Consider the following 19,947-nt stretch of genomic DNA (forward strand, 5'->3'; position numbering starts at 1 on the left):
GTCACATCCTGAACAGGCCGAATTTCATCGGCTCGATCGGCGCATTCGACGCCGCCGAGAGGCCGAGCCCAAGCACCAGCCGCGTGTCGGCCGGATCGATCACGCCGTCGTCCCAGAGGCGCGCGGTCGCGTAATAGGGATGCCCCTGGCTCTCATATTGCGCGCGGATGGGGCTACGGAATTTCTCTTCCTCTTCCTTGGACCAGCTATCGCCCTTGGCCTCGATATTGTCGCGCCGGACCTGGCTCAGCACCATCGAAGCCTGCTCGCCCCCCATCACCGAGATGCGCGCGTTCGGCCACATCCATAGGAAGCGCGGCGAGTAAGCGCGGCCGCACATGCCGTAATTGCCGGCGCCATAGGAGCCCCCGATCACGACGGTGAATTTCGGCACCGAAGCGGTGGCAACCGCCGTCACCAGCTTGGCGCCGTCGCGCGCAATACCGCCGGCCTCGTATTTCTTGCCGACCATGAAGCCCGTGATGTTCTGCAGGAAAACCAGCGGGATGCCGCGCTGGCAGCACAGTTCGATGAAATGTGCGCCCTTGAGCGAGCTCTCGCTGAACAGGATGCCGTTGTTGGCGATGATTCCGACCGGATAGCCCCAGATATGAGCGAAGCCGCACACCAGCGTCGTGCCGTAAAGCTTCTTGAACTCGTCGAACTCGGAGCCGTCGACGATGCGGGCGATGATGTCGCGCACGTCGAATGGCTTGCGGCCGTCGACCGGGACCACGCCGTAGATCTCCTCCGCCGCAAACAGCGGTTCGCGCGGCGGATGCATGTTGAGGTTCGGCCGCGTCGGTGGCTTCAAGGTGCCGACAATGCGCCGGGCGATGCCGATCGCGTGTGCATCGTTCTGTGCGTAATGGTCGGTCACGCCGGATTGCCGCGAATGCACGTCGGCACCGCCGAGCTCCTCCGCACTCACGACTTCGCCGGTCGCAGCCTTCACCAGTGGCGGACCGCCGAGGAAGATGGTGCCTTGATTGCGAACGATGATGCTCTCGTCCGACATCGCTGGAACATAGGCGCCGCCGGCAGTGCAGGAGCCCATTACGATCGCGATCTGCGGGATACCAGCCGAGGACATCTGCGCCTGGTTGTAGAAGATGCGGCCGAAATGCCGCTCATCCGGAAAGATCTCGTCCTGGAGCGGCAGGAAGGCGCCGCCGGAATCGACCATGTAGACGCAAGGAAGGTTGTTCTGCCGCGCGATGTCCTGCGCACGCAGATGCTTCTTCACTGTCATAGGATAATAGGTGCCGCCCTTGATGGTGGCGTCATTGGCGACGATCACGCATTCGCGGCCCGAGATGCGCCCCACGCCGGTGACGATGCTCGCCGAATGCACGTCGCCGCCATAGAGGCCATAGGCCGCGAGCGGCGACAGCTCCAGGAATGACGTCCCGGGATCGACAAGCAGGTCGACGCGCTGGCGCGCCAGCATCTTGCCGCGTGCGGTGTGGCGGTTGCGCGAAGCCTCACCGCCGCCACCGGCTACCTGGCTCAGCTTTTCACGCAAGTCCGCGACGAGGGTGCGCATGGCCTCGGAATTGCGCGCGAAGTCTGATGAAGACGGATCGATGCTGGAATGGAGCGGCATGATGATTCCAATGAGGTGAAGCGTTTCAAGCCGTCTCGGCCATCAGCTCGCGGCCGATCAGCATGCGGCGGACCTCCGAGGTGCCGGCGCCGATCTCGTACAATTTGGCGTCGCGCCACAGACGTCCGACCGGAAATTCGCTGGTGTAGCCGACCCCGCCGAGCGCCTGAATCGCCTCGCCCGCCATCCATGTCGCCTTCTCCGCGGAATAGAGGATCGCGGCAGCGGCATCCTTGCGCAAGCTGCGCGCGTGATCGGCACGGTCGCAGGCGCGCCCCACCGCATAGACATAAGCGCGCGTGGCCTGCCAGGTCGAATACATGTCGGCAAGCTTGCCCTGCATCAGCTGGAAGTCGCCGATCGGCTGACCGAACTGCTTGCGTTCGTGCATGTAGGGCACCACCGCATCCATGCAGGCCGCCATAATGCCGAGTGGGCCGCCTGACAGCACCGCGCGCTCATAGTCGAGGCCGGACATCAGCACCTTGACGCCCTCGCCCACCTTGCCGAGCACGTTCTCCTCCGGCACCTCGCATTCGTCGAAGAACAAGGGGTAGGTGTTGGAGCCCCGCATGCCGAGCTTGTCGAGGTGCTGGCCGTGGGTGAATCCCTTGAAGCCTTTCTCGATGAGAAAGGCGGTCATGCCGCGCGGACCGGCCTCCGGATCGGTCTTGGCGTAGACGACGAGCACGTCGGCATCGCCGCCATTGGTAATCCACATCTTGGAGCCGTTGAGCACGTAGCGGTCGCCGCGTTTGTCGGCGCGCAGCTTCATCGAGACCACGTCGGAGCCGGCGCCGGGCTCCGACATCGCGAGCGCGCCGACATGCTCGCCGGAGATCAGCTTCGGCAAATAGCGCTGGCGCTGGGCGTCGTTCCCGTTGCGGCGGATCTGGTTGACGCAGAGATTGGAATGGGCGCCGTAGGAGAGCCCCACGGCAGCCGAGCCGCGCGAAATCTCCTCCATGGCGACGATATGGGCAAGGTAGCCCATGTTTGACCCGCCATATTGCTCCGGCGCGGTCATGCCGAGCAGGCCGAGGTCGCCGAAACGTTTCCAGAGGTCCGCCGGAAACAGATTGGCCTTCTCGATGTCGGCAGCGCGCGGGGTGATCTCCGCCTCCACGAAAGCGCGAAGCGTGTCGCGCAGCATGCCGATGTCTTCGCCCAGATCGAAGTCGATGCTCGGGATGTTCAAGGCGATTCCTCCGTATTTTGGCCTCCGAACCTAGCGGGGCCCAGGCGCTCTTGCGGTCGAAAAGGTTGCATTTTCCGCCAAACTTGGCGAGGATTTTCCAAGGGAATTCCGATGCCTTTTCAAGCCGCCACTGCGATCCCGCGCCGCGCCGTAACCCCTGCCGCCTTCGTCCGCGGCGTGGTCGCCGCTTATGAACGATACGGCCGCGATCCGGCGGAGGCGCTGAGCCGGGGTCAGGTAGCGCTGGACCTTGTCAATTCTCCGGATGGGCGGATCACCGCCGCTCAGTTCGAGGCCCTGGCAGGCCATGCCATGCGCGAGCTCGACGACGAAGCGCTCGGCTGGTTCTCGCGGCGGCTGCCTTGGGGCACCTACGGCATGCTGTGCCGGGCCTCCATCACCGCACCGACGCTGGAGGTCGCGCTCAAGCGATGGTGCCGGCATCACCGTCTGGTGACCGAGGATGTGTTGCTCGATCTCGAGGTTGGCGAAGAGACGGCCGTCGTGTCGATCCGCGAGCTCCGTGACCTCGGGCCATTCCGCGAGTTCTGCCTGGTCACCCTGTTCCGCTACGTGCTCGGCTTCTCGTGTTGGGCGGTCGACTCCCAGATCGCGCTCCGCGCGGCTGAATTTCCGTACCCGGAGCCCGGCCACGTCTCGGTTTATCCGACCATCTTCTGCCGGACTATCCGCTTCGACGCGGACCGCGCCGCGATCATCTTCGACAAGCACTATCTCTCGCTGCCGCTCACACGCACCGCGGCCGACCTCGACAACATGCTCAAAGGCGCGTTGCGGCTGACCGTGCTGCCCTATCGGCGCGACCGCCTGCTGGTCGAGCGCGTCCGCCGCGTGCTCCGCAATGCGCGTGGGCGGGTCCTCGGTGCCGAGGATGTTGCGAGCGAGCTCGCGCTGTCCACACGCACCATGCACCGACGCCTGCACGAGGAGGCCACCTCACTGCGCGATCTCAAGGAAGAGGCGAAGTTCGAGCTCGCCAAGCAGGAGCTGATGCGCGGCCGCACCCCGATCAAGCGCATCGCGGAGATCGCCGGCTTCCGCAACGAGAAGAGCTTCTCGCGCGCCTTCCGTACCTGGACCGGCGCGAGCCCGCGCGAATTTCGCGGCCGCTATCGGTGAGGCACACGCGAGCGCACGCGGTGCGTGGTCGTCAACAATTGACGGCCTCCGAGATGATTCTCGGAGGCCGTAACATCTCTGAGCCAGTCTCGATTGCAACGTCAGTTCGAATTGGTCTGCCCGCCGGACCGAAGCTTGCGCGACTGCGTCTGCTTCGGCTGCAAGGCGAACGCCTCGCTCGCGGTCTTCGCGCCGCCGCTCTGCGAGCAGGTGCCGCCGATGCCGCCGGCCGCGGCCCGGCACGCTTCCATCGTCGGATAGCCGCAGCCATGCGCGGCCTGGGCGCCGTTCGTAATGCACTATTCTTCCGCCTGTGCTGCGGGTGCGGTCATCATCAGAAACACAGATGCAAACAGCGTCGCAGCGGATGCGACGAACGTCTTCGAAATCGATGTCATGGTGTCTTTCCTGCTTCAGGGTCCCACAAAAGAGTCCTCGGCATGGCAGGCACGCTGAGGTTCACACCTTGCATCTAAGCGGCGCCCGGGAACCGACAATCACGGCTGAGCGCATTGCAAGACTTCGCAAATCACATGTCACAGTTAGGTGATTCACTCACGTATTGTAATTCGGATTGCATGAAATACCGATTTGTGCGACCGGAGTATTCGGATCCTATCCTGCCGGCGCCGCCACGGCGACCTCCTGTAACGGCAGTGGCACGTCCTTCGCGACACCCAGCACCGGAAAGCTGCGGACGTTCTTCACGTTCGGCATCGCGGCGAAATGCAGGAGCTGCTGGCGCATGCTCTCGACGCTCGGGGCCACGCATTTGAGGAGATAGTCGGTGTCGCCCGAAATCCGCCAGCACTGCTGGATGCGCGGGATTGCGGCGATCGAGCTCTCGAACGCCTCCAGCACCGGCTGGGCCTGGCTGCCGAGCTGGATCGAGACGAACGACACCACCTCAAAACCGAGCCGCCGTTCGTCGATGACAGCGCGTACCGCCCGGATCACGCCGCGGCTGAACAACGATTTCAGCCGCCGCAGGCAGTTGGGCGCGGATACCCCGACGCGCAACGCCAGCTCGTTGTTGCGAACCCGCCCGTCCTGCTGCAGCTCGGACAGTATCTTCAGATCGACGCCATCGAGCTGGTCACGCCCCGCCATACCCCACCTCGCCCATGAGCTCGTCAAGCCTCGCACCAGCGAAGCACGCGGCGGAATAGCTGCCAAGGGCCAGAGCCACTGGTTGCCTCATGGCCGGGCCTTGTCCGGGCCATCTAGGTTCTTTCGCGCTCCCTGAAATGTAGATGCCCGGGACAAGCCTGGGCATGACGAGTTGACGTCGTTTGGACGCGGCGCAGTCTCGCCCGCTCCTCAATGCGTCCAGGGCTCGCCGCGCCGGAACGAGAAATTGTCGGCATAAGCGACCGGCCGGCGCACCGACTCCTGCGGCTCGATCACCTGGTAGGCGATCCCCTTGCGCTCGCAATAGGCGACCGCCTCTTCCTTAGAGTTGAAGCGCAGGGTGATCTGCTGCTTCATATCGCCGGACGAGGTCCAGCCCATCAGCGGCTCGACCGAACGCGGCTGCTCCGGCTCGTAGTCGAGCTGCCATTCCCTCGTCTTGGACCGGCCGGATTGCATCGCGTTCTTGGCGGGCTTGAAAATGCGTGCGGTCATGGGTGGTCGGGGCCTCTTGGTCTTTCGCTCGATTTCGATGCGTCACGGTGGCAGTTGGTGGAAACCTCGGGGATAGTATAGAGACACCATTGGAGGAATGTTCGGTGATTCCGGCTCCCCGGGTGCCCTAGCTTACGGGTATAGTCATTATGCTGCACCGTGACAATTGCGTACCCGCCTTCCGCGCCGGGACCCCGCCCGAGGCCATTGCCTCCCCGACATCAGCGTATTTGTTCCTTCCGAAAGCTCTCGTTGCATGGCCTTCCTGAACATCAGCGCAACGCTTCCCGAAAAGGGTCGCGACCTCCGGCTCGACCTGTTTCGCGGCGTCGCGAACTGGGCAATCTTCCTCGACCACATCCCCGACAACGTTGTGAACTGGGTCACGACGCGCAATTACGGCTTTTCCGACGCCGCCGATCTTTTCGTCTTCATCTCCGGCTACACGGCGTCCTTCGTCTATGCGCGCATGATGCTGGAGCGCGGCTTCATCGTCGGCGCCACAAGGCTGACCAAGCGGGTCTGGCAGCTCTATGTCGCCCACATCATCCTGTTCGTGATCTATATCGCCTCGATCAGCTATCTCGCCCTGCGCTTCGGCGATTCCGAGATGATCAACGAGTTCAACGTCGCCGGCCTCGTCGACAACGCCACCGAGACGCTGCGCCAGGGCCTGTTCCTGCGCTTCAAGCCGCTCAATCTCGACGTGTTGCCGCTCTACATCGTGCTGATGGGACTGTTCCCGCCGGTGCTGTGGTTCATGCTGCGCAAACCCGACGTGACGATGGCGCTGTCCATCGTCCTGTGGCTCGCCGCGCGTCATTTCGGCTGGAATCTGACGGCCTATCCGGCCGGGCAGTGGTACTTCAACCCGTATTGCTGGCAGGTGCTGTTCGTGTTCGGGGCCTGGTGCGCCATGGGCGGCGCGCGGCGCTCGATGGCGCTGATCAATGCGCCGGTCACGCTCTATCTCTGCCTCGCCTATCTCGCCTTCGCGCTGATCATGACCATGGCTGGCCGCTTCCCGACCCTCGGCGGCATGTTCCCGCAGTGGCTGTTCTCGGCCTTCAACCCGAACGACAAGACCAACCTCGCGCCCTACCGCTTCATCCACTTCGTCGTGATCGTAATCCTGGTGATCCGCTTCGTGCCAAAAGAGTGGCCGGGCCTGGAGTGGAAGGTGTTCGATCCGCTGATCGTCTGCGGCCAGCAGTCACTCGCGGTGTTCTGCGTCGGCGTGTTCCTCTCCTTCGTCGGCCATTTCGAACTGTCGATGAGCTCGGGCTCGCTGCTTGCGCAGCTTTTCGTCAGCATCGCCGGCATCGCGATCATGGCGACGGTGGCCTATTACATCTCCTGGTCGAAGAAGCAGGACAAGCCATTGAAGCCGCCACCCTCCAAGCCGGCAGCGAAGGCCGCCTGATCCTGACGCGGCGGCCGATGCCGCGTCAGGCCGCCTCTTCGCCGTCGAACTCGGTGAACTTCTTGTAGATCCAGTCGCGGCCGTCATGGCGGCGCCAGACCTTGCCGTACACGAGCTGCCCGTTGATCGAACGGCGCGGCACGATCACGGTCCAGAGATGCCAGATTTCGGTCCAGCTCGACTGCGGACCGGCGGTCTTGGAATTGCGATCGAAAGACATGGCAGAACTCACTGGCGCAGAAGTCACCCGCGCAGAACTCAACTGAGGCGCGCGCTGCCACGGCCTGTGTCCCCGGTGCGAGCGCGGATTTCCGGCAGCCCATCGCGAGCCGTGCTTGATGTGATAACAGTCACTGAGGCGGCCGCAACAACCGCTCGCCTTTAACCTAACCGGTCAACCTTACTTCTCGTGCGCAAACGGCGAGATTGGTTGAAAGCCGCGGTCGACTTTTCTAGAATGCGTGCGTGATTTGAGAGCGCGCCGATTTGAGGACGCGCGTGTTTTTGACCCGACACGTATTTTGAAAACAATTGACCGGCCGGGGCGACCACAATGAATTTGCAATGTGCATGTCTGCGCTTGGCACTGCGATCGACGGCGCCTGTTCCGATCGTAAACACGTCCGCCCATCAGCCGCCGAAGGCGGCCAACGATAACCAGACGGTCTGGTCGTTCGTGCCATTTCCGCCCGGCTGGCACGCCTCGAGCTGATTGGCGAGATCTGAACAGTGATGCCTGAAAAGCGCAACGCCGCGCAAGCGGAGTATCATAGCTCGGCGGCGTCCGTTAGGCATTGGGCGCTGAAATCCCCAACACGCATATGTCACTGGCGGCGCTCAGAAGGTTCGAAGAGCGTCGGGAAATTCTGCGCCGCTCTGAGGACCGCAACCGCTTGAAGCGTCGCACCGAAGTCGCCGCGGCAACGAGGATGAGCGCCAAAGGGTGTCCGCAACCAGCGTGCGCCCGCCTGCACAGACGGCGTCGCACGTCCATATGAGCTGGAGCGCGGCCGGTGAACTTGTCGCGAACGAGCCAAAACCAACCAATGCCAGGCCGCAGGGCAAGGAAACGCTGGGAGCCAAGTCGATACGCCGGAGAATCCCGTCGAGATGCCGGAGCCCGGAAACTCGCTGCTTGCGCTCGGCGGACTCGGCCTCGCGGGCATCGCCATGCTGGGCTAGATCTGCGCCCTCGCCTGGGTTGCTTGGCGCCTCGTCGCCTGGCTGTTGTTCTGACGCGGCCCCGAAGCCCTAAGCTTAGGCTTGGGTATCGGCCTGGGATGCTTGAGGCGCACGTCGGGACTGGTCGGGGCAGCTGGATTCGAACCAACGACCTGCAGTACCCAAAACATATCAGCTATTCCCTCCTCCGCCCTCGGGCACCCTCAGGGACCCTAAGCCTGCGAGGAAAACCCGTCAGGCCATAACCTACCGCTATCCCACGCCTGCTGTGATTGGCACCGCGGTGCTTCCCCCGTGCTTCCCGGAGGGCAAATGAGCGGTCAAACCATCACAAAGACCTTGGTCGACGGCCTGGAAAAGCAGGCGTCCGAGTACACGGTATGGGACTCCAAGCTACCCGGCTTTGGGGTGCGGGTCCGTCCCACCGGCGCCAAGTCGTTCATCATTGTCTATCGAGCGGGAACCGGCCGGACGGCGCCAGTACGGCGCTACACCGTGGCCGCCGTCGGCAAGCTGGCGCCGGAGGCCGCCCGAACGCAAGCCAAAATCCTGCTGGGCAACATTGCCAACGGCGCCGACCCCTCCGCGGAGAAGCGGGCGAATCGGCCCAAGCGGGACCGACTGACTTTCGATGAGCTCGCGCAACTGTATCTGGACCAATACGCCAAGGTCCGGAAATCGAGTTGGAAGAATGACGAAGGCTACCTGAAGAAGCCCCGGGCCAAGTGGAAGCGCCGAATTGCCTCCGAAATCACCGATGACGATGTCGCCGAGCTGCTTGAGGAGATCGGCGCCACGGCGCCCGTTGGGGCGAACCGAACTCAATCGGTCCTGCACACCCTGTTTTCTTGGGCCAAGGAGCCGGGGCGCAAGCATGTTCCGGCCAATCCAGTCGCGGATATGCGCCGGCGCTACCAGGAATCGCCCCGGGAGCGCGTTTTGAACGACGAGGAGATTCGGACCCTTTGGTGGGGCTTGGATGATCCGGAGTTGCCGGCCGGGCGCTCGGTCGCCCTCGCCCTTAGGTTCATCTTGGCGACAATGGTTCGCCCCGGGCAGTCAGCTGGCCTGCTCACTTCGGAATTGGTGGGATTCACCAGCGAGGATCCGCAGTATCACATTCCGAAGAACCGGGTGAAGAAGCGCCGCGAAGTGATTGTCCCGTTGAATGCATTGGCCATGTCCGGCGTGAGGGAGGCGATTGCGCACGACAATCAAGGCGCGGTCTTCTGTTCCTGGTCAACTCCGTCCGCGGCAGGCGCCGACGAAGCCACAGACGACAGCGGGATGGAACTAGGCCGGCAACAATCTTCGATTACACGTGACGCGTTGTCGGCCGCGCTCAACGGCCGGCCGGCCAAGGGAAAGAAGCCGGCGCGCAAGGGCATTCGCGAGCATCTCGGCATGGCGCACTTCACGCCGCACGACCTCCGTCGCACCGCCGCGACGATCGCGCGCCGCGGGGGAGCCAAGCGCGAAGATGTCAAAGCGCTGCTTGATCACCTCGAGGGCGACGTTACCGCGACCTACGACAAGTACGACATGCTCCCAGAGAAGCGTTCGGTTGCTACGATTTTAGAAGCCGAGCTCCGCAAGATTATTGGCACTAAGCCGGTTACGCGCACGCTCCTTCCGGTCGCTGGGGACAACGTCGTACAAATCGTCGATGTGGAGAGAAGAATTGTGGGCTTGTGAATCGCTAAAATCGACAAACCCACAAATGCAAGGGGAGACGGCTTCTGATGGTCGTTGCTAGCATCTGATCCAAGTGGTGGGCGCCAGCTTCTTTCTGAAGGTGGCGCCACTCAAACGGAGAAAGGATCAATGCAGCAATTCCTGAACACCAAAGAAGCGGCGAAGCACGTACGGCTATCGACTGCGACGCTCGAACGCCTGCGTGTGCGCGGCGGCGGCCCGCCCTACATCACCCCAATTCCGTCCAAGGTGGTCTACGATGTTACCGACTTAGACACTTGGATGTGGAGCCGGCGGCGCAAGTCGACATCAGAAGAGGCCGCCGCCTGAGTTGTTGAGCGCCGTAGTGCGCTTCCACGGGCCAAACATTTCCAACACACCAGACATGAGGGCCAATACCGCCACGCCCCCGCGGGCGCCAAAAGATTGGCCCCGCCGACTGCCAGGTCGAACGGGGCCAAAATCGAAAACCTGAGAGATGAATAGCACAACGATCGTTGACAATCAACGAACCGCCCTTGGCCTTGCCGAGCTGGGGTTCGACGTTTTCCCGCTACTCCCTAACCAGAAAATACCCGCGCTGAGCGACAACTGGAAAGACGTCGCCAGTCGAGATCCGGTCCGGATCAAGAAGCTATGGTCTGGCCAGCATCGCGCTCGCAACATCGGTATCCGCACCGGTCTACCTTTTCGGAACGGCTTTCTTGTCGTCGTCGATATCGACACGAAGGGAGGCAAGCCTGGGATGCAATCAATCGCGGAGCTCGAGAACCAGCTTTGCGAGCTACCGCGAACGACAACTTTTAGCACCGCATCCGGGGGCCAACACCGCTACTTTGTAGCGCCTTGGCCGCTTGGGAACAGCAATTCGAAGCTTGGCCCGGGCGTCGATGTCAAATGCGTTGGCGGCTATGTCGTTGGCTGTGGAAGCACGATCGACGGTAAGACGTACGATCTGCTGAATAACGAGGGGATCGCGGAGCTTCCCCCCGCATGGGCCATGGCTTGCGGCCGCCCTCGCGAGGGAACTGCGCTCGACCGCCGCATTCCCCTAGTAGCACTTGACCAGCCGGCCAACGTCGAGCGCGCGATAGCGTATCTCGCCGGCGGAGCCCCTGAACACGGTACATACGCTGTCGCCTGCCACGTCCGAGGCCTGGGAATCAGCGAAGAGAAGTGCCTCGAGCTCATGATGGATCACTGGCCGCCGGCTGAAGCCAAAGGGCAAGAGCACATCCAGTTCCGTGTGAACAACGCTTACACCTATGCGCAAGAACCTCCCGGCATCGCCTGCGCCGAAGTGGAATTCGAGCCTGTCGAAGTCGACTCGCGACCGCAGCCGGCCGGCGATTGGGGCGAACCTGCTGACCTGTGGAAGCAGGAGAAGCCGCCCGCAGACATGCTCGACGGTATCGTACCGCCCTTCCTGAACGCCTTCGGAAAAGATCGCGCGCGATCGCTGGGCGTAAATTCCGACGCAGTTACTGCTGCCGCGGTCGCCGTGGTGGGTTCGTTGATCCCCGCGACCAATCGGCTGCAAATGTATCAAAACCGGAGCTCCTGGTCGGTGCTCTGCGTACTGTGGACCGCGCTGGTCGGCGACCCAGGCTCAGCCAAATCGGCAGCGGTAAAGGCGGCGCTTGCTTTCGCCAATCCGGTCAACAAAAGCTGGTCGGCGGCCTTCGCCAAGGAGCTGTCTGAGTACGATCGGGCTGAGCTCGCATTTTCGGCACAAAAGTCGAGAAAGAAAAAGACCGAAGAGCCGGCCCAGGAGGATCAGCATCCGGCGGACATCGTCGCGAAGCCAACTCCGCCGAAGTCGCGATCGAAAATCTCAAATGACAGCACAACGGAAGCGATTGTCACACGACTGGCCGAAACGCCGGAAGTCGCACCGTTGATCCAGTATTCCGACGAGCTGTCGGGGTGGTTGGGGGGCATGGACGCCTACCGGTCGAAGGGCTCCAAAGACCGGGCGCTTTGGCTCGAGGCGAAGGAAGGCGCTCCCTACCGCGTGGATCGACAAGGTCGTGGTTCTGTCGAGGCGCCAAACTTGGCGGTATCGATCATTGGAGGCATTCAAGACGACCTCATCGCCAGGCTTGCGTCCGACCTCGCAACCGACGGTCTGCTTCAACGTTTCGCCCTCATCGCCATCCGCCAGCTCGGGCTGGGCGAAGACAATCCCGAGGTCCCCGCCATCGAGGCAGCTATTCCCCGTGTCGCATTGGCACTTGCTGGCCTCGACGAGGCGACCTACCGCTTCGACCAGCGAGCCGCGGAAGAACTGTGGGCCATTAAGGCATTCAAGTTGCGCGAGATGGCCCGTCCCGATGTCCCCTCAGGTCTGAAGACGTGGCTGGCCAAGGCGGACGCTGAATTCGGCCGCTACGCGTTAGCGTTTCATCTGATCGAGTGGGCCATCATCGCGGAAGCACTGGAAACACCGCCCGACGAACTCATCTCGGCCGATACCGCCAAGCGGGCTCGACGATACGTCGAAGAGTTTCTCTACGCGCACGCCCTGTTCATCCATACCGCCGTGCTCGACGGCGCCGGCAACGATCACGAGGTCCGGTGGGTCGCCGGGTACATTCTCACCCGTGATTTGGAACGCGTAACCGCCAGGGAGATCGGCAGAGCGCGACCGCGCAGCCTGGGCCGGAATCGGAAGCAGCTCCTCGCGGTGATGGGACGCCTTGAGGCAGACGGTTGGCTCCGAATGACGAGCTCCGACCCTGCCAGCTGGCGCATCAACCCGGCTGTCTATGACGGACGCTTCGACGAGGTCAAACGCGCAGAGACAGAACGCCGCGACGCCGTCCGCGGTGAAATCGCGGTCGCGGCAGCAAGCCGGCGGGCTGCCTCGGGAGTTGCGGTATGAAAATGCGAGGCTGTCAGCGGTGTCAGCGGGTGTCAACGCTGTCAGCGCTTTTGAATGCTGGTGGGCCGTACGACAGGGCGGGCTGCGCATGCGTCGATGCGCTGACACCCGCTGACAGCGCTGACAGGAATGACGCCTTGAAGCCCTTGCCAGCGGCGGGGGTGTCAGCGGTGTCACTTGCGCGCGCGGATACACCAAGGCTTTTTACCCCCTCCTCCCTCTATTTTCCCCTGAGCCTGTTTAGGCGGAATCCGCTGACACCGCTGACACCCTCGCCGCTGGCCGCTCCACCGCAGTGGAGGCGCCGGCGTCGGCTTCTGCCTCCATCCACGTCGCCGGCATGCGCCCACAATACGGAGAGACATCAATGAACCGCTTCACCCCTGGCCGCGTCTTCAAGTCCCGCGGCCGGCAATACCAGATCCTCGGGACCAAGGATCACTGGACCCAGGATGGCCGCTACGTCGAGATGATCCGCTATCAGTCTGGCTGTGCCGAGCCTGGCTGCGAGCGGATCTTCAGGGCTCTCTCGACCAAGAGCAGGCTTCGCAAAGGACAGCTCAACAAACGCTGCGAGCTCCACCACGCTCCCGGTGTGCCTATCCCGGTCAAGAAGGTCAGGAAGAAGCGCCCGAAGACGGGACTTAAGAAGCCGACCGCTGCGGCGCGCCTGGCGGCTCGCCGGCAGCGGGCGATCAATCAGGCCATCCCTGCCCTGCAACGCGTCCAGCGCCCCTCGTACCTCGACTGAGCGGTCTTCTGTGGGCTTGCAGGGGCATTCGAGCTACGGCAATCTGGCGTTGAGCTCAGAACGGAGGTCTTCCGGATGCCGCGCGGCCAGTTCTACACGGTGTTCACGCTAGGATTTGCCGGCGCGATCGCGCTGCTCGGCGGAATACTAGGCGCAGTGCTGTTCTGGTCCAAAGAGGCGGGCGCGTGGGCCTACGTCATTCTCAACGCGCACCAAATACCGCAGAGTTGGCTCGAACCAGGCTACATCGCCCTATTTGTCACCGGCACGGCAGTCTTCGCGGCTTATTGGATTGTCCGAATTCAGCAGGCAATCATTCGTTGGTCGCGTGATCGCTTGTTGGCTAAGCTCAACGCGGAATACCATGCAGTCGCCCAGGCACAGGGCACCGAATACGCCGACGAGTTCATCAAGCGGAAGGTCCTCGCGATGGCTGGCGAAGACGCCAGATACCTCAACTTATTCGGCCGTAATGAGATGCTGCACAGCCTGTCGGCAGCCGGAATTCGAGCTCAGCCGCCGGCCTGATCGCGGGCGGTATGCGCCCGCCCCTCCCCGAATCGATCTTCCACTGGGGAGCGGTCGCGCCGCGAAAAGTTAACTGCTCAGGCGAACAGAACGCAGAGTACCGCGGACGACCGAAGAGGTCCCGCGATATTCATCCCGAGGCGCCGAAGTCGCAGACGGGAAATCGCCAAAACGCACAAAATCGATAGAGTTCAATGCCGGCAATCCCGACCGATTCGGAGTGACGCACACTCGCGCGCCGGGTTTTGCGATAACAGCCCACCAGACAAAAGCCGACATGAGCGCAAGGGAGCCCGCAGTCCTAAGCAGTTCGCGCAATGTCGACAAAGCCGACAAACTCTCACATTTGACCGAGCTCGGTTTTAGTGATCCGAAACGCATGCTGGGGCTCGCGGAGAGCAAGGCATGCGCAACGAACAGGAAGTGCTCAACGCCGCCAAGCCATTCACCGGCATTCCCGATGACCAATTTCCGACCCCTCTGCCGCACGATCGCGCCATCGACCGCTCTCAAGATGCGCTGCCGCTGGAAGCGCCACCTGCTCTAGAGCTCAGCGTACCTCACGAACCTCCCCCTGAGATCAAGAAGGCGATGCTCGCCGCGGCCTACGCCCAGCTAATGATCGATCGATTGGCCGCGCTGCAGAACGAAGAGGTCACCAAGTACACCGGAATCTCTCGAGTTGAGCTGGGCCTGCGCGTTTGGAATGCGCCGATGGCCGAGGTGGCTAAACGCCTTGGAATGAAGAAGTACGTGCTTATGCGGGTCTGCAAACTTTACGAGGTGCCAACACCTCCAAAAGGCTATTTCAACACAAGCTTTGCTAACCGCCCGATCAGATGGACACGCGTGTCAGTTTCCGGAGCGGGCAGCGCACTATGACCTCGGCCCCTTCTCTCCACGAAGAATACGACGTCCTCGAGCGGCTCCAACTTAAAGGCTACGAGCTCGAAGGCCTCCTCAACATCGGCATCATCGCGCCAGTGGCCGGCGGTCCATCGGGGCACCCCAGATACTGCGCTGAGACGGTCGATTACCTAGCCACTCCGCAGCAACGTATCCGACTCTCGGACGCCCTGTGGTGGGACTTCGACCTGAACAGACCCGGCTTCATGCCCGACTGCGCCCCATGGGCTCGAGTCGTCGACCTGCCCTGCTACCCATTTGACGACAAAGAGCAGCAATCCTGGGCCCGGCGGTATTACAAACTGAAGAAGGCGTGCGCGCCCTTCCCATATCCCTACCCCGAGCGCCTGGCGCGCTACCGATCAAGGATGGAAGACCGCGCCACAAAGGCATTCGAGCGGAAGCACAGGATCAAACGGCCACCGAGGACCCGCGGTACTGATGTCAGCATTCGCGGCACGCAGGTCAAGATAAGCCGAGCGAAGCTCCGCGACCTAGTGTGGAGCAAGACGATGATCCGCGCCGGCGCCGATCTCGGGATCACCGAGACTGCCCTACGTCACCTCTGCAAGCGTTACATGATCCCAATGCCGACGCGCGGACACTTCAACCATAAGGATCCAAAGAAGCGGCCGCTGAAGCCGGCGCTGCCGCTACTCCCGCGGAGCAACCCAGACGATTGATGCTTCGGCGCCAGCAGGCGGATCTGGTCTCCCGGAATGCCGAGTCCGAAAAGCGTGGTCATCAATTCGGTACGGCAACCGCCGCCCGCAAACATTTCAACGGCGGTTTCGTACTTGTCCAAGTCGGCCAACGACGCCAGGATATCTGGTGCGGATCGTGTCGAGCATAAGCCCCCTGTGTGATTCCCAAGTGTAGGGAATCACAAGCCGGAACCGGCGCAAGAATAATTTCGGATTTATGGAACTTGTCAACAAAACCGAATTGGCTCAGTAGTGGACAGCCACTCCGGGCCGCTACCAATCGACAATTTGACTCTCGCGAGCGACGCGCTTCGATGCGGCAATGCCTCGCCCGAAACGCCATACGCCTACGCACGCGGACGGCCGATCGATGAAGATCACCTTCGGCGAGATGCGCCGCATGGGCGTGCGCGGCATCCTGGTCTATTGCCACTGCGGCCATCACGTTGCACTGGACGCAGACCGCTGGGCCAATGAGGTGCGGCTGTCTGATATCGAGCCGCGCTTCGTCTGCGTAGGTTGCGGCAGCCGCGGCGCCGACGTCCGGCCTGACTTCGATCGAGGCAACCCGCAGCTTGCAATCATGGGCTATCGAAACGCGCGATAGCCCCGCCAAAAGCGGCCCCAGCTAACAGGCGGCTGCTGGGTCCGTGGGACGCTCCGGCACGCAGGGGGCTTTAAACCGGAGCACAGCACCAATCCGACCGATTGCCGCGAGTTCCCGTGCTGGAGGAGAGCGCCAATGAGCCGCGAGAACCGACCCACCGCCAAACGCGCGTCAGACGATGGGCCGTCCCGGGTGGATGTCGCGACACTTGGAGGATCGCGCCACAGACCGAAATTTTAATTCCCTCGGCTGGCGAGTCGTTCCTCGCCAGCTTGTCCCAATGTGGCGTGGAGGCGGCTAAGTACATTCCGGGAAAAGAGAACAAGGCCCGCCAGCATGAACCGACGGACCTTAGATCTTCACCGCCTCAGCCTGCGGGCGTGCGCGGCCAGCGGCTCCGGGGGGGGGCGCCCTCCTAATCGATCGGGCCGGACGCGAATTAGCTCGCGTTTGAGATCCCCGGGGCGCATACTTCCATCATCCCCGGTCCGCGCCCTGGCACTACCGGTGACAGAGAGTGTTGTGCTCCCGCCGATTTTGGGGAGGCACCCACCATGGCCCAATCTCCAGACCCGTTATCCAACATTTCTCCCCCTCCATTTGAGCGCCCCGCCTGCCCGAAGTGCCAGGCTCATATGATGCTTGTCAGCATCGAGCCAGAGCGTCCAGGCGTGGACTTGCACAGCTTTAAGTGCGCCGTCTGCAACCACGTGCTTACAATCCTCGCCGCTTATGAAGATCCTATGTACTCGAAGGCCCTCGGACGCTGGCTTCAAGGCGATTTGCACCCACCGAGGTAAGGCGAGCCGCCGAGACGGTCTCCACTCGACGAGTGGAAAGCCCGCCAGCGTGAACCGGCGGATGGTGGGCAATCGAAAGCTTTCAAAATGCGCCCGCCTGCTACGTGCTGAGCACCGCAGGGCCGAGCCCGCATCACAGATCAACACGTGGCGTACCAGCCATCCGGAAACGGTAGCAGAGGCCAGGCGCCCGCGTTGCCATTCGCGCCCTCGGGCATGACGTTGATGGTTCTCCGCCCACTCGGACCCCTCTCAGTAGGGGTGGAAGAGAGGCACGCAGCAGGCGCACGCCCGCGAGCATGGGAGCGTTGCTCGGAAGGCTCTGTGCTGAAGTGCGTAGACTCTATGGAGGGGCATAAAGTGCACCCCGCGCGTTGGGAGCGCTGAATTGAAATTGACCGGGGACGTCCGGCTCAGATCACGCCCACAATGATCAAAACTCCGATCTCAACCAGTAGGAGCGTACCCGTTGCTGCGGAGATGACAAACAAATCAACTGGTGACAGGAACTGCATGATTCGCCTCACAATTTGCCAAAGAAGCGGCCCTTACATCCTTGGGGGCGTAAGCAGGGGGCAGGATGATGGGCCGCTTCTAGGAGGTCCTTGACGCGTTCGTCCGGCGCCAAGCATTCGCATCCTAATCCAACTTTAAATCTGGTCCATCATTTAATTTATTTAATTTCGTTTTTATTATTTAATAGTTAATCGGACGACATTTGCAACGATTGTAAGCTGCCGATCCCCGTGGAGCGAACCAGGGATTGCCTTTTTGGCGGCGAGCTATCTATCTGCTCGAGCATGATTAAGAGGTACGAGCTGTGCCTGACGACCGCAGACAAGCAGGTCCCGGAAGGGCCGGACTGGATCCACGAAGTCAAGCACGACGGCTACCGGATGCTGGTCATCCGGGAGGAGGACCGCGTCCGCCTGCTCTCTCGGAACGGCACAGAGTGGACAAAGCGCTATCCCTGGATCGCCGAAGCCGCGCTTAAGAACCGTCAGAAGCATTTTGTCATTGATGGCGAAGCGGTGATCCTCGGGGTTGACGGCATTTCGATTCAACGCGCTGCATTCTCGCAAGCACGACCACGAGGTGCAGCTCTACGCCTTCGATATCCTCGCCATGGGCGGCGATGATTTGCGGTCCCTGCCGCTTCACAGGCGGAAGACAAATCTGGAGCAGCTACTGGCTCGCCGGCGGGACGGGATCAGCGTGGCCCCCTTTGAGCGAGGCGAGATCGGGCCTGACCTGTTCCGCGCCGCTTGTCGCATGGGGCTCGAAGGTTTGGTCTCTAAGCATCGCGATCGGCCCTACCGTGGCGGCCGCCAGAAGCACTGGATCAAGGTGAAAAACCGCACCCACCCAGCTATGGAGCGCGAACTGTGACTGGATCCGATCTGAAGAGGCAAATCGGTAATGTCAGACGCGACATTGAAAGGCTAAGGGAGTTGCTGGAGTCAAATCGAAGCCGCCAAGATACTTCTTGGCCGACGACGGACGAAATCAGGGAAACACTGGACCACACGGGATGGTGCCTTCGGGAGCTGGAGCAGCTGGAGCGTGAACTGCGTCGCCTTATGGAGCTTGCCCAAAGGGGGGAGCATTGAACGAAGGTCCCAGCGTGAACCGGCGGGCGCCTGTCACAGGCCTGTGACATAACCATTGCACTGTGACAGCCAACTGGGATTTCAGTGCTCAGTTTTTGAGACAAAGCGCTGCCGGGGGGACAGCGAATTTTGAGCCCGGCAGCGCTTTCTCTCTTAACAAAAAGACGTGGCCCGCCCTTCATCGCTGATGCAGAGGGCGGACCGGCTCCCGACCTTAGGTCAACAAGAAGGAAGGCGGCGCGAAAATGAACCCTCAGGCTGAGCGCCTCTAGCTGCTAAACAGCAGACTAGGGAAAATTCGCCGCCTTCAGGGCGCGGCCGGCTGACCAGGAGCGGAGGCAGAAGAGGCGATCTTCTGCTCAGCCTCAAGGACGCGTTCGCGAAGTGCTTCCAATTCAGCAATCTGAGCAGCGAGCGTTTCGAAGCGGAGCCGAAGAACAGCGCCGGCATCCGCTCCACCGCCGCGATTGCCCGCCTCGGGCAAGTTGGCCCATTCGAAGGGAGCGGCCGATCGCATTGACGCTGGGGAATTCTGGAAATGATGGAGACCAGTCATGGCCGAACCTTCCGAGCGGGGCGCAAGGGAAATGGGGTGGGAAGGCCGCGCCGCGCTTTTGTTATAAATGAGGCAACAATAAATCACGCAGTGACTCAAAAAGCATAAGTTAAGTTAATCAAATTAATCACGAATTATAACACTCGCGCCGAAGGCTCTGTCGGCCTTAGTGCTTCCCCGGATGCTTCCGGTCTGCTCTCCGGCCGAGCTGATTAAGGCGCTCTTCAAGGGCGCGCTTTGCTGCGATCAGCTTGACCGCTAGGACCTGCCCCACTGCGGTGTGCAGCGCCCACAATTCATCAATGGACATCGCGTCAAGGTGATCTCGATCCATGCCACCCGAGTCCTTGCAGATTATCCCGAGATGCGTGACTGAGGGAGATGCCCAGCATTCTAGGCTAAGTCTCAGGCTACAATTAAGGCCGATAATATTAAATTATAAATAAATAATATATTAAATTCTGAAGTCGCCATCCCGCAATCGCCTTAAAAAGGGGGCAGCAGAGTGATGCGGCCCCCGGTAGGCTCGGCGAAGCACCGCTCGCAGCCGCTGGCATCGTCGCGCGCACGGCGAAGGCCGCCGCCAGCACGGCGCCGACCAGGCCCAGGGCGAGCCAGCCGACCGCGGTCGAGATGCCGTTGTACGCCTCCAAGACCTGGCCCGATGTGCAGCCAGAAATACCCGTGGCGAGGCGGCAGTTCCTATTTGAAAGTGGGCGCGCGCCATATCT

Annotated in this window: 19 protein-coding genes; 12 read left to right on the forward strand and 7 right to left on the reverse strand. The window is 61.8% G+C overall.

Going from position 1 to position 19,947, the window contains the following annotated elements:
- Position 1: 1 nt before the first annotated feature.
- Positions 2-1,606: a carboxyl transferase domain-containing protein gene (locus IVA87_RS02060; RefSeq protein WP_247332564.1), complete on the reverse strand. Its 1,605-nt coding sequence runs from the start codon at positions 1,604-1,606 to the stop codon at positions 2-4.
- A gap of 25 nt (positions 1,607-1,631) precedes the next feature.
- Entirely contained in the window at positions 1,632-2,804 is a 1,173-nt protein-coding gene (locus IVA87_RS02065; RefSeq protein ID WP_247332567.1) for an isovaleryl-CoA dehydrogenase, read from the reverse strand.
- A 111-nt stretch (positions 2,805-2,915) separates the two neighbouring features.
- Here IVA87_RS02065 and IVA87_RS02070 point away from each other — a divergent pair, with 111 nt between their 5' ends.
- The gene (locus tag IVA87_RS02070) at positions 2,916-3,944 is read left to right on the forward strand and encodes an AraC family transcriptional regulator (protein ID WP_247332569.1); all 1,029 of its coding nucleotides are present in this window, start codon (positions 2,916-2,918) and stop codon (positions 3,942-3,944) included.
- A gap of 101 nt (positions 3,945-4,045) precedes the next feature.
- Here the strand turns inward: IVA87_RS02070 and IVA87_RS02075 are convergent, their stop codons facing one another.
- From IVA87_RS02075 to IVA87_RS02085, 3 genes are all read right to left on the reverse strand, one after another.
- Positions 4,046-4,195 (reverse strand): hypothetical protein, encoded by a 150-nt coding sequence (locus IVA87_RS02075; RefSeq protein ID WP_247332571.1) that lies wholly within the window; start codon positions 4,193-4,195, stop codon positions 4,046-4,048.
- Between the two features lie 364 nt (positions 4,196-4,559).
- Positions 4,560-5,054 (reverse strand): Lrp/AsnC family transcriptional regulator, encoded by a 495-nt coding sequence (locus tag IVA87_RS02080; protein WP_247332572.1) that lies wholly within the window; start codon positions 5,052-5,054, stop codon positions 4,560-4,562.
- Positions 5,055-5,264: 210 nt separating this feature from the next.
- A complete protein-coding gene (locus IVA87_RS02085) occupies positions 5,265-5,570 on the reverse strand; it encodes an ETC complex I subunit (protein ID WP_247300848.1) in 306 nt (101 codons plus the stop codon).
- Between the two features lie 256 nt (positions 5,571-5,826).
- Between IVA87_RS02085 and IVA87_RS02090 the strand changes: the two genes are divergently transcribed.
- Positions 5,827-6,993, forward strand: a complete 1,167-nt coding sequence (locus tag IVA87_RS02090) for an OpgC domain-containing protein (RefSeq protein ID WP_247332574.1) — start codon at positions 5,827-5,829, stop codon at positions 6,991-6,993.
- A 25-nt stretch (positions 6,994-7,018) separates the two neighbouring features.
- On the opposite strand, the gene IVA87_RS02095 is transcribed toward IVA87_RS02090, so the two are convergent.
- Positions 7,019-7,213 carry a hypothetical protein gene (locus IVA87_RS02095; protein WP_247332576.1) on the reverse strand — a complete coding sequence of 65 codons (195 nt, stop codon included), beginning with the start codon at positions 7,211-7,213 and terminating at the stop codon, positions 7,019-7,021.
- Positions 7,214-8,487: 1,274 nt separating this feature from the next.
- On the opposite strand from IVA87_RS02095, the gene IVA87_RS02100 reads away from it, so the two are divergent.
- The 10 genes from IVA87_RS02100 (at position 8,488) to IVA87_RS35260 (ending at position 18,439) form a co-directional block, all read left to right on the forward strand.
- On the forward strand, positions 8,488-9,870 hold the full coding sequence (locus IVA87_RS02100) for an integrase family protein (protein WP_247332578.1): 1,383 nt from the start codon (positions 8,488-8,490) through the stop codon (positions 9,868-9,870).
- Between the two features lie 129 nt (positions 9,871-9,999).
- Positions 10,000-10,200: a helix-turn-helix domain-containing protein gene (locus tag IVA87_RS02105; protein WP_247332580.1), complete on the forward strand. Its 201-nt coding sequence runs from the start codon at positions 10,000-10,002 to the stop codon at positions 10,198-10,200.
- A gap of 148 nt (positions 10,201-10,348) precedes the next feature.
- Positions 10,349-12,754 carry a DUF3987 domain-containing protein gene (locus IVA87_RS02110; RefSeq protein ID WP_247332582.1) on the forward strand — a complete coding sequence of 802 codons (2,406 nt, stop codon included), beginning with the start codon at positions 10,349-10,351 and terminating at the stop codon, positions 12,752-12,754.
- Between the two features lie 367 nt (positions 12,755-13,121).
- Complete coding sequence (locus tag IVA87_RS02115; RefSeq protein ID WP_247332585.1) at positions 13,122-13,505, forward strand: hypothetical protein; 384 nt, start codon at positions 13,122-13,124, stop codon at positions 13,503-13,505.
- Between the two features lie 75 nt (positions 13,506-13,580).
- Positions 13,581-14,033 carry a hypothetical protein gene (locus IVA87_RS02120; protein ID WP_247332588.1) on the forward strand — a complete coding sequence of 151 codons (453 nt, stop codon included), beginning with the start codon at positions 13,581-13,583 and terminating at the stop codon, positions 14,031-14,033.
- 405 nt (positions 14,034-14,438) lie between these two features.
- Positions 14,439-14,915: a hypothetical protein gene (locus IVA87_RS02125; RefSeq protein ID WP_247332591.1), complete on the forward strand. Its 477-nt coding sequence runs from the start codon at positions 14,439-14,441 to the stop codon at positions 14,913-14,915.
- Positions 14,912-15,622, forward strand: a complete 711-nt coding sequence (locus IVA87_RS02130) for a hypothetical protein (RefSeq protein WP_247332594.1) — start codon at positions 14,912-14,914, stop codon at positions 15,620-15,622. The genes IVA87_RS02125 and IVA87_RS02130 overlap by 4 nt, the downstream gene beginning before the upstream one ends.
- Before the next feature lie 343 nt (positions 15,623-15,965).
- Positions 15,966-16,250, forward strand: a complete 285-nt coding sequence (locus IVA87_RS02135) for a hypothetical protein (RefSeq protein ID WP_247332597.1) — start codon at positions 15,966-15,968, stop codon at positions 16,248-16,250.
- Between the two features lie 1,696 nt (positions 16,251-17,946).
- On the forward strand, positions 17,947-18,189 hold the full coding sequence (locus IVA87_RS35255; protein ID WP_346658332.1) for a hypothetical protein: 243 nt from the start codon (positions 17,947-17,949) through the stop codon (positions 18,187-18,189).
- Positions 18,095-18,439, forward strand: coding sequence for a hypothetical protein (locus IVA87_RS35260; RefSeq protein ID WP_346658331.1), 345 nt, complete (start codon positions 18,095-18,097; stop codon positions 18,437-18,439). The genes IVA87_RS35255 and IVA87_RS35260 overlap by 95 nt, the downstream gene beginning before the upstream one ends.
- Positions 18,440-19,647: 1,208 nt before the next feature.
- Here the strand turns inward: IVA87_RS35260 and IVA87_RS02145 are convergent.
- Positions 19,648-19,947 (reverse strand): hypothetical protein (locus IVA87_RS02145; RefSeq protein ID WP_247332600.1); only part of this gene is annotated, 300 nt, incomplete at its 5' end.

This window comes from Bradyrhizobium sp. 147, from assembly GCF_023073935.1.
Classification (GTDB): Bacteria; Pseudomonadota; Alphaproteobacteria; order Rhizobiales; family Xanthobacteraceae; genus Bradyrhizobium.

Bases quoted from the DNA above. Each gene is read 5' to 3' on its own strand.
- IVA87_RS35255 (WP_346658332.1), top strand. From the start codon at position 17,947: ATGCTGGTCATCCGGGAGGAGGACCGCGTCCGCCTGCTCTCTCGGAAC.
- IVA87_RS02070 (WP_247332569.1), top strand. From the start codon at position 2,916: ATGCCTTTTCAAGCCGCCACTGCGATCCCGCGCCGCGCCGTAACCCCT.
- IVA87_RS02060 (WP_247332564.1), bottom strand. From the start codon at position 1,606: ATGCCGCTCCATTCCAGCATCGATCCGTCTTCATCAGACTTCGCGCGC.
- IVA87_RS02115 (WP_247332585.1), top strand. From the start codon at position 13,122: ATGAACCGCTTCACCCCTGGCCGCGTCTTCAAGTCCCGCGGCCGGCAA.
- IVA87_RS02135 (WP_247332597.1), top strand. From the start codon at position 15,966: ATGCCTCGCCCGAAACGCCATACGCCTACGCACGCGGACGGCCGATCG.
- IVA87_RS02080 (WP_247332572.1), bottom strand. From the start codon at position 5,054: ATGGCGGGGCGTGACCAGCTCGATGGCGTCGATCTGAAGATACTGTCC.
- IVA87_RS02095 (WP_247332576.1), bottom strand. From the start codon at position 7,213: ATGTCTTTCGATCGCAATTCCAAGACCGCCGGTCCGCAGTCGAGCTGG.
- IVA87_RS02110 (WP_247332582.1), top strand. From the start codon at position 10,349: ATGAATAGCACAACGATCGTTGACAATCAACGAACCGCCCTTGGCCTT.
- IVA87_RS02125 (WP_247332591.1), top strand. From the start codon at position 14,439: ATGCGCAACGAACAGGAAGTGCTCAACGCCGCCAAGCCATTCACCGGC.
- IVA87_RS02130 (WP_247332594.1), top strand. From the start codon at position 14,912: ATGACCTCGGCCCCTTCTCTCCACGAAGAATACGACGTCCTCGAGCGG.
- IVA87_RS02105 (WP_247332580.1), top strand. From the start codon at position 10,000: ATGCAGCAATTCCTGAACACCAAAGAAGCGGCGAAGCACGTACGGCTA.
- IVA87_RS02120 (WP_247332588.1), top strand. From the start codon at position 13,581: ATGCCGCGCGGCCAGTTCTACACGGTGTTCACGCTAGGATTTGCCGGC.
- IVA87_RS02085 (WP_247300848.1), bottom strand. From the start codon at position 5,570: ATGACCGCACGCATTTTCAAGCCCGCCAAGAACGCGATGCAATCCGGC.
- IVA87_RS02075 (WP_247332571.1), bottom strand. From the start codon at position 4,195: ATGGAAGCGTGCCGGGCCGCGGCCGGCGGCATCGGCGGCACCTGCTCG.
- IVA87_RS02090 (WP_247332574.1), top strand. From the start codon at position 5,827: ATGGCCTTCCTGAACATCAGCGCAACGCTTCCCGAAAAGGGTCGCGAC.
- IVA87_RS02100 (WP_247332578.1), top strand. From the start codon at position 8,488: ATGAGCGGTCAAACCATCACAAAGACCTTGGTCGACGGCCTGGAAAAG.